The 8,370-nt window shown below is 43.9% G+C and carries 10 protein-coding genes; 5 read left to right on the forward strand and 5 right to left on the reverse strand.

All coding sequences use genetic code 11. From position 1 onward, the window contains the following. Positions 1 to 53 precede the first annotated feature (53 nt). Genes IX315_RS04165 through IX315_RS04175 form a run of 3 tightly spaced genes read right to left on the reverse strand, consistent with a single transcriptional unit; the run spans position 54 to position 2,353 of the window. Positions 54 to 1,622 (reverse strand): DUF3945 domain-containing protein, encoded by a 1,569-nt coding sequence (locus IX315_RS04165; RefSeq protein WP_002561002.1) that lies wholly within the window; start codon positions 1,620 to 1,622, stop codon positions 54 to 56. A gap of 20 nt (positions 1,623 to 1,642) precedes the next feature. Continuing rightward, entirely contained in the window at positions 1,643 to 1,993 is a 351-nt protein-coding gene (locus IX315_RS04170) for a helix-turn-helix domain-containing protein (RefSeq protein WP_004291454.1), read from the reverse strand. Positions 1,994 to 1,996: 3 nt separating this feature from the next. Next, positions 1,997 to 2,353 carry a helix-turn-helix domain-containing protein gene (locus IX315_RS04175; protein ID WP_002561004.1) on the reverse strand — a complete coding sequence of 119 codons (357 nt, stop codon included), beginning with the start codon at positions 2,351 to 2,353 and terminating at the stop codon, positions 1,997 to 1,999. Between the two features lie 280 nt (positions 2,354 to 2,633). Between IX315_RS04175 and IX315_RS04180 the strand changes: the two genes are divergently transcribed. From IX315_RS04180 to IX315_RS04200, 5 genes are all read left to right on the forward strand, one after another. After that, positions 2,634 to 2,933, forward strand: coding sequence for a helix-turn-helix domain-containing protein (locus IX315_RS04180; protein ID WP_019131010.1), 300 nt, complete (start codon positions 2,634 to 2,636; stop codon positions 2,931 to 2,933). 31 nt (positions 2,934 to 2,964) lie between these two features. After that, positions 2,965 to 3,270, forward strand: coding sequence for a helix-turn-helix domain-containing protein (locus IX315_RS04185; protein ID WP_002561005.1), 306 nt, complete (start codon positions 2,965 to 2,967; stop codon positions 3,268 to 3,270). Positions 3,271 to 3,460: 190 nt separating this feature from the next. Further along, positions 3,461 to 3,664, forward strand: coding sequence for a helix-turn-helix transcriptional regulator (locus IX315_RS04190; RefSeq protein WP_002561006.1), 204 nt, complete (start codon positions 3,461 to 3,463; stop codon positions 3,662 to 3,664). A 52-nt stretch (positions 3,665 to 3,716) separates the two neighbouring features. Further along, entirely contained in the window at positions 3,717 to 4,658 is a 942-nt protein-coding gene (locus IX315_RS04195) for a HamA C-terminal domain-containing protein (protein ID WP_002561007.1), read from the forward strand. Further along, on the forward strand, positions 4,642 to 6,765 hold the full coding sequence (locus tag IX315_RS04200; protein ID WP_004355287.1) for a DEAD/DEAH box helicase: 2,124 nt from the start codon (positions 4,642 to 4,644) through the stop codon (positions 6,763 to 6,765). The genes IX315_RS04195 and IX315_RS04200 overlap by 17 nt, the downstream gene beginning before the upstream one ends. A gap of 102 nt (positions 6,766 to 6,867) precedes the next feature. Here IX315_RS04200 and IX315_RS04205 read toward each other — a convergent pair whose 3' ends face one another. Both IX315_RS04205 and IX315_RS04210 read right to left on the reverse strand, forming a co-directional pair. Next, complete coding sequence (locus IX315_RS04205; protein ID WP_002561010.1) at positions 6,868 to 7,230, reverse strand: hypothetical protein; 363 nt, start codon at positions 7,228 to 7,230, stop codon at positions 6,868 to 6,870. A gap of 12 nt (positions 7,231 to 7,242) precedes the next feature. Continuing rightward, positions 7,243 to 8,370 (reverse strand): site-specific integrase (locus IX315_RS04210; protein ID WP_211837207.1); only part of this gene is annotated, 1,128 nt, incomplete at its 5' end.

The following is an 8,370-nucleotide window of genomic DNA, read 5'->3' on the forward strand; positions in this document are numbered from 1 at the left end:
GCTTTTTTGTTGATACTTTGGATTTTATTTTGGATTCAGTGGCGGACACGGGATTACATTTTCATGCCTTTGTTGTTCTTCTTTTTCGGCTTCTCCTGCTGCTGTTGCTGGCGGTCGTCCTTTGGGGCGGTCTGACCTTTCTGCAAAGGCTCTTTCAGGTTCTTTGTCGCCTCGTTGGTTTTGCCCTCGTTGTTCACCGCCACCTGTGTGCGGCTCTCGTTGGACGGGGCGACCTGCTGGGCGTTGTCGGGGTTCGTTTCGTAGCGGTACGGGCGGCCCTTCTCCGGGTTGAACTTGATATACATCGTGGCATGGAAGCCCTGCTTGTCGGTCACGTTCTCCAGTTTCACGGCTTTACCCGCCACGTAGTCGGCTTTCTGCTTGTCGGTGAAGTTCACGCCGCTCCATTTGCTGATGGGGCGGATGCTGCCGTCCTCGTTCATCCACGTGTTGCGGCGTTGCTCCTTCTTGGTCTGTGCGGCATTTTCCCCGCCTTGCGCCTGACTTTTCGAGGTGTCACCTTTGGCTTCCTGCGTCTGTGCGGTACGGGGCGACCTTCCGGTTCCCGGCACGAACTCCACGCCGCGCTGCTCCACGTTCACTTGAAGGGTGGTGACGAACTTCCTGCCGTCGTTGCGCTCGATGAGCTTGTCGCGCACGGGCAGTCCGGCGCGGAGCATGTCCTGCTCCTGTTTGGTGATTTCCGTCTTGCCGATGCGCTCCGGGATGCGCACCTTGTTTGCCGGAATGTCCGTGATTTCATTCGTCTTGCGGTCGATGCTGATGTAGGAGGGGATGATTTCGCCCGTTTCCCTGTCCACAATGTCCACGACCCTGCCGAGGTTGCCCGTTTCGCGCAGGTTCTTCCGGTCATCGTCGGAGAATTTGTGTTCCTTGTACTCATCTAACTTCTGCTCCTTGCGGATGAAGTGCGGCACGAGGCTGACATTTCCCTCGCCGTCCTTCTTGAAGGAGAGGCGGGCGTCCAGCTCGAATGATTCGCCGCCGAAGGTGGGCTTGACCTTTACCAAGTCGGACTTGCCGTAGTGGAGCATCTTCGTAAGGTCTCCGGACTTTTCAAGGTCGTCACGCTTCACGCCCCATCTGTCCTCCAGCTCCTGCCAGTTGATTTTGCTCTCGTTGATGGGTTGGTAGCCCTGTCTGCCCTGCGTCTGTTGCGGGCTTTCCTGCTGTTCTTTCTGTTGTTCCATGTTTTCCTGTTTTTGAGGTTCTTGTTTCTCTGTCTTTTGTGCCGCCATCTCTTCCTGCACCTGCTGTTGATAAGGGAAGGTGTCGATTTTGTGCGGTGCAAGGATTTGTTTGTTCTGGTACGGATGCTGAAGCAGGTCTTTCATCACGCCAAGCATGGAATCCACTTGGTCTGCCGCGATGCGGTAGAAACCGAAGCGGCTGGGTTCCTTGCACTGCCGGAAGAAGTTCTTGAAGAAGTTGTCCAGCACGTCGCCGTGTCGGTCGAATTGCAGGAAACTCTGCGCGTTCTCAGCTTTCGCAGGGGTACGCTTGGGTGTGTCGTCTGCATTCAGCCCGGCTACCACGCTGATCTCGCCCGTCTTCTCGTCACGGACTACCAGCACGTCCTTTTCGTCTTTTTTCTTTGCCATTTGAAAAATGTTTTAATGGGTTATTTATGAAAGAAATTATGGATACGAGCCTTGTAGAAGGCTATATCTTCTTTTTTGAAGTCCTTGATATGGTTGGAAAGGAATGTCAGCACATCCTCCTCGCTGTAATAGGTTTTCTTGCCCAGTGTCTTGTAGGGCAATGCGCCGACACTGCGGTAGCGTTGCAGTGTGCGCTTGCTTATCTGGAGCAGCATGCACAAATCCTGATTGTCGAAAAGGCGGATGCTTTCCGTGATAGTAGGCTGTTTCCCCTCAGCCTTCATCGCCAGCAGCAGTTCGTCCTGACGGTCGAGCCGTTCCATCAGCTTCTGCATCCAGCCCTCGAAGTTGTTTCGTGTGAGCAGTTCCATGACCTATGTCCTCCTTCCTTTTGGTTTGCCGCCAGTGCGCAGCGTGTGGTTGCGTTTCAATTCCTGCGGTGTCGCCGCGTCCTCGTTGACGGCACACGCTTCAAGCAGGCGGTCTATTTCCGACTGCCGGTAGCGGCATTTACCGCGAAGCACGACATAACCGATGCGTTGCTCGCTGCGCATACGCTGGAGGGTGCGGGTACTCACGTTAAGCAGGTGCGCCGCCTCGCGTGTGGTGAGCAACCTGTCGGGCGATGCCGCTTTCTTGTCGCCGGAGGCGGCACGGACGTGTGCCGCAATCTCCGCTATCTGTTCCGTCAATGACCGGAAGGCAGAACTTTCCATCGTTATCACTTTCATATTCAGTCCTTTATTTTTGTTTATTTTCATGAACATAGGCTGCGCCTCGGCATACCGTTCAAGCAAGTTTGACGCTCTACACTCGGCTTGCTCTATGTTTCTGCGACAAAATTCGGCAATAAACAAAAGGGGCTTTAACAACTCACTACGTGACTCACGTAAGATTTTTACGGAAGATGGCTCCGTAACCCGGTCAAACGGTGCAACAGGCAGCCTTTCAGCGGAAAACGGTACGTGTTAAGGGCTGCATCGTTACCTTTGCGGGCAAACCGATAATTGCATGAATATGGAAATAGTATCTATCGAGAAAAAGACTTTCGAGATGATGGTGGCGGCATTCGGCGCACTCTCGGAGAAGGTCGCCGCCCTAAGGCGCAAAAGCGACACGGGGCGCATGGAAAGATGGCTCACGGGCGAGGAGGTCTGCGGGCAGTTGAGAATAAGCCCGCGCACGTTGCAGACGCTGCGCGACAGGCGGCTTATCGGCTACTCGCAGATAAACCGCAGGTTCTATTACAAGCCGGAGGAGGTTAAGAGGTTGATACCGCTTATCGGCACGCTCTATTCGCACGGCAGATGATTTGATTTATTCACCCACTGAATCCGAAGTTATGATGAACGAGACCAACGATGTTTTTACGATGGAAGACGAGCCGATAGCCTCTGTGATGCAGGATATGCGCAAAGGCTCGAAATGGCTGTCTGTATTTCTGGAAAGTTACCGCCCTCCGCTGGACGGGGAACGTTACCTGACTGACGGTGAGGTGGCGGAACTGCTCCGTGTCAGCCGACGCACCTTGCAGGAATACCGCAACAACCGCGTGTTGTCCTTCATACTTTTGGGAGGGAAGGTGCTTTACCCGGAAACGGGGCTGCGCGAGGTGCTGGAAGCGAACTACCGCAAGCCGCTGGAGTGAGGCGGCCAACATGAAAAAGGAAACGGGCGACATTTTGTGGTGCTGCCCGTTTACTTTTTATATACTTGGGTGTTTTAATGACCTTAAAACCAGTTTTTTGATTGATCCAACCAATTTCTATCGTTAGAAATTCATATAGTTAATAAAAAGTTGTAACTTTGCATTTAACGCAATCTAAAAATTAATTGTAATGGCAATTTTAAACAACATTAAAAATGTACTATCAGAAAAAGGAGTTATGAGCAAATGGTTGGCAAAACAATTACAGAAAGATCCTGCAACAGTATCTAAATGGTGTAATAATCATTCTCAACCTGATTTGTACACATTTGTTCGTATTGCAAATTTGCTTGATGTTGATGTTCATGAACTTATTTGTCATACAAAAAAATAGTATCTAAAGGAATATAGATGTTTCACCATTTTTAAGCATGTAAATAAAGTGTATGAGCAATAAAATTTGGAATTTTGATATATTAGTTGATGATTGTTTTGTTAATTTTAATACAAAAAAGCAAGAAATAAATCCAGATCATAATGACAGGTTATTATCAGTTGCTAATGGCTTTGAAGATGGCAGTTGGAGATATCGTCAATTCAAAGAATTTGTTTTCAGTAATATTGCAGAAACAGCTTTGTCTGCACAAGAACGAGAGAAATTAATAGATAATGATTACGGTAGGCTTATTGAGGCTGCCAAACATTTACGACTTGTTGACAAAGAGCAGAATGGAAAGGGAAGTGAAATAGCGGAAATTATTCTATATGGCATAATGAAGAACCATTATAAAGCCTTATCTGCAATACCTAAAATTTTTTATAAACAGAATGATAATGATAATGCAAAGGGCTCTGATTCTGTACACATTGTAATTGACCCAAATGGAGGCTTTCAACTTTGGTTAGGAGAAGCTAAATTTTATAATTCTCTTGAGGATGCGCGATTATACGAACCAATAAATTCTGTTGAACAAATGTTGCGCAAACCTATTATGAAAAAGGAATGCGGAATAATGACCAATCTCAATGAACTTGATAAACAAATTGAAAACCAAACATTACTTAAAAAGATAAAAGAATGTTTCGATGAGAATACTTCCATTGACGAAATAAAACCCAAACTACATATACCTATTCTTTTATTACATGAATGCCAGATAACAGCAAGTACTACTGAAATGAGTGATGAGTATAAAAATAGTATTATTTCTTTTCATAGAGATCGTGCTCATTCGTTTTTTAAGAAGCAGATCAACAAGCTTAGTTCTGTTCATAAGTATTCGGAAATAAACTTTCATTTGATTCTTTTTCCTGTTCCTGATAAAACAAAAATAGTAAACTGGTTTATTTCACAAGCAAAAAATCTCAAAAATGATGCAGACGAATGATATATATAATACATGTTTAGATATAAGTAATGTTCTAAATGCTGGTGATATAAGTAATGCAAGATCCAAAGTAATTACATTACTTCATGAGATTAATGGTACTAACAATAATTCATATATGGAATTAGTCAACCATCTTATTCGTGAAGTGGGGCTTTTACCGTATATTGATACATATACTGCATCTTGGGAAGATCGGTTTGTATGTGAAGTTTTTAAAGTTAATATTGGAGAAAGAAAACCTTGTGTCTTACATACTGCTCAATCACAGGTATTAAAGAAGTTATTAGAAGGGAAAAGCGTTGCGGTGAGTGCTCCTACAAGTTTTGGTAAAAGTTTTGTTATTGATGCATTTATTGCGATTAAACAACCAATTAATGTTGTAATATTAGTACCTACGGTTGCTCTTGCAGATGAAACAAGAAGACGAATTTGCCGAAAATTCTCTCATCAATATAAAATAATTACAACAACAGATGTAGAACTTGCGGAGAAAAACATATTGGTATTTCCGCAAGAAAGAGCTTTTGCCTATATAGATAAACTTCCTTCAATTGATATTCTAATCGTTGATGAGTTTTATAAGGCAAGTACAAATTTTGATCTTGAAAGAAGCTCCACTTTACTCAGTTCAATGGTAGAACTCGGAAAGAAAGCTAAACAAAGATATTATCTTGCCCCAAATATCCATGAAATAGAAGAAAATGTATTCACTGAAGGGATGACATTTCTGCGTATGGATTTTAAGACCGTTGTAACGCATGCATGGCGGTTATATAAAAGCAGACCAAAGAATGAAGATAAACAGAGTTTTAAGACACGTAAACTTATTGAATTAATAAATACAGGTATAGGTAAAGCTTTGATATATACCGGCACATATAAGGGAATTGAAGAAGTAACAACAATTCTTAACAGAAATTTATATAATAAAGACTCTGAACTGCTTGCTAATTTTTCTGATTGGCTGGAATGCAATTATGGAGAAAAGTATATTCTTAAAGATTTAGTCAAACATGGTATTGGTATTCATAATGGTCAGCTACATCGTTCTCTTAGTCAAATTCAAATAAAACTATTTGAAGAACAGAATGGGTTAGATTATTTGGTATCGACCTCGTCTATAATTGAAGGAGTAAATACTCAAGCAGAGAGTGTCGTTTTATGGTCAAATAAGAACGGGGCTCATAAGATTGATTATTTTACCTTTCGCAACATCATTGGACGCGCAGGCAGAATGTTTCGTTATTTTGTAGGTCGTGTCTATATGCTTGAAGAGCCACCAAGTCAAGAAAATACTAAATTGAGATTAGAGTTTCCTGATGATGTAGTAAAAAAACTTGATGGAAATGACCCCGGTATAAAATTGAATAATGAACAATATGTAAAAATTCAACGATATCAAGATGAAATGATAGAACTTCTTGGAACGGATATTTGGCATAGAATTGAAAGAATACCACAAATCAGAAGTTGTAAACCATCAATGTTAAAGATAATTGCGGAAAAATTGAAAACTGATTCCAATTGGCCAACAAATTGCGATGCTTTACAAAACAATAATACATGGGAATGGAGGGATGCTTTAGGAGATATCATAGAAATTTTGGAATATCATCGAAAAGGACATTTACGGTATTATGCATGTGCATGTAGTAATGGATGGAAAATGACTATAAAAGAGCTATATAACACAGTAAAAGATTATGGTATTACATATGAGGATATATTTACATTTGAAAGATATGTATCCTTTAATCTCTCATCTATTATTGCGGTAATTAATATTATACGTCAAGAACTTTATCCTAATTCCTCAAATATCGCCAATTTTGTATATAAAGCATCAAATGCCTTTTTACCTAAAATTGTATTTCAACTTGAAGAATACGGATTACCGAGGATGATTAGTAAAAAGATACAAAATGCAGGTCTTATAAATCTTGAAGACGATTCTAAAGAGATTACAATCGTTATACAGGAATTTAACACGATAGGAATTGAATACCTTGAACAAAAAATACCTAATCTCCATTCATTTGACAAATATATATTAAAACATTTTATGAACGGAATTCGTTGCATAACGACAAATCAAAAGAATTAAATAATAGCCATATTATTACCTCTATATTTTTTGAGATATGATATGGCTATTTAGATAAGGATCCATATAGAAATTCTTTCGTATAATTTTCATTTGATATCTTCAACAGTACGCAGTTTTTCCGTTCTGTATAAACATCACGTATGTTTGCCGCTTCTCTTGTGAGAGAACCTTTCCTACCAGCCACATGCGGAACAGGTAGGTGTTGTAGGTGTTCAGCCGAAAAGCAATCAGAATAATGATTTCAGGCGCGTACACGTCCGCGTACAGCCCGTTTTCAAGCTGCATGTAGCGGCACACCTTGTAGTCGTTCAGCACGTCAGACTTGCGGACGGCTTTGATGACGGCGTTCACTGCCGGGACGGTCGTATGGAACAGTCCGGCTATTTCGGTGGCGGTCATCCACACATCGTTACCGGTTACGCTGACCGCCTTGTCCTCTATGATGATTATGTCACGTTTCATGGCTCCTCTTTTTTAGATGGTGCAACCTGCAAATTCCTCGACGTTGTTTAACCTTGCGGCAAGGTTTTCCATATCCTGATTGAGTTTTTCTTTGGTTATCTTCGCGTAAATCTGCGTCGTCTTTATGCTCTTGTGTCCAAGCATGGAGCTGACCGTTTCGATGGGTACGCCGTTGGAAAGGAAAACTGTCGTGGCTGCCGTGTGGCGGCTTTGATGCCACGTGATATGCTTGGTGATGCCGCAACGCTTGGCGACGGCACGGATACCGGCAAGGCACGTGTTATAATGCGGAACGGGGAATATCCTGCCGTTCTCGCATAGCCCACGGTATTTGCCGATTATGCGGTTGGCGATGTCAAGCAGGCGGATGTTGGACACCACGCCCGTTTTCTTGCGGTTGATGTTTATCCACTCGTGTTCGTCGAAATAGGTACGGATATTCTCTTCCGTGAGGTTGCGCATATCCGCGAACGACAATCCGGTGAACGCACAGAACAGGTAGAGGTCGCGGTACAGTTCCTGTTTGGCGTTTTTCAGTTTCCCCTCCATCAGCAGGCGTATTTCGTCTTTGGTCAGGAAACTGCGTGTCGTTTCCTCCTTCTTGATTTCATACTCGCGGAACGGGTCGCGTGTCAGCCACTCGTTGTTGATGGCTATGAACACCATTGTCCGTAGCGGGCAGACGTACAGCCACACGGTATTGGTGCAGCAGTGCTTGTCCGTGCGCAGGAACATCTCGAAGTCGGAGATGAAAGCGGGAGTAAGCTCTTTTAGGGCGATGTCCTTCACATGGTAGCGGATGTCGAGGAACTCTTGCAGGTGCTTGTAAACGACACGGTACTTTTCCAGTGTACCTTTTGCTTTCATGCCTGCTTCCACCTGTTTCTCATAGTTCTCGTTGTGCCGACGGAACACCTGCATCAGCGTGTGGTAGCGGTGTTCCAGTCCGAGAAAGGCGTTCTTTACCTTCTCCGCCGTGACGAAGTTGTCACGCTCCATGATTTCCTGATAGTGTCTGTTGATGCGCACCCGCATCTTGTCAAGCATACGGTTCGTTTCGAGTGCCGCCGCGCTTCTGCCCGTGACACGTCCCCCTTTGGTGTCCCACAGCTTCGGATCGACACTCAACTTGCAACTGAA

It is taken from the genome of Porphyromonas levii, assembly GCF_018206105.1.
In the GTDB taxonomy this organism is placed as follows: domain Bacteria; phylum Bacteroidota; class Bacteroidia; order Bacteroidales; family Porphyromonadaceae; genus Porphyromonas_A; species Porphyromonas_A levii.

Excerpts from the sequence above, each read along its gene's own strand:
- IX315_RS04165 (WP_002561002.1), bottom strand. The coding sequence starts at position 1,622 with ATGGCAAAGAAAAAAGACGAAAAGGACGTGCTGGTAGTCCGTGACGAG.
- IX315_RS04170 (WP_004291454.1), bottom strand. The coding sequence starts at position 1,993 with ATGGAACTGCTCACACGAAACAACTTCGAGGGCTGGATGCAGAAGCTG.
- IX315_RS04175 (WP_002561004.1), bottom strand. The coding sequence starts at position 2,353 with ATGAAAGTGATAACGATGGAAAGTTCTGCCTTCCGGTCATTGACGGAA.
- IX315_RS04180 (WP_019131010.1), top strand. The coding sequence starts at position 2,634 with ATGAATATGGAAATAGTATCTATCGAGAAAAAGACTTTCGAGATGATG.
- IX315_RS04185 (WP_002561005.1), top strand. The coding sequence starts at position 2,965 with ATGATGAACGAGACCAACGATGTTTTTACGATGGAAGACGAGCCGATA.
- IX315_RS04190 (WP_002561006.1), top strand. The coding sequence starts at position 3,461 with ATGGCAATTTTAAACAACATTAAAAATGTACTATCAGAAAAAGGAGTT.
- IX315_RS04195 (WP_002561007.1), top strand. The coding sequence starts at position 3,717 with ATGAGCAATAAAATTTGGAATTTTGATATATTAGTTGATGATTGTTTT.
- IX315_RS04200 (WP_004355287.1), top strand. The coding sequence starts at position 4,642 with ATGATGCAGACGAATGATATATATAATACATGTTTAGATATAAGTAAT.
- IX315_RS04205 (WP_002561010.1), bottom strand. The coding sequence starts at position 7,230 with ATGAAACGTGACATAATCATCATAGAGGACAAGGCGGTCAGCGTAACC.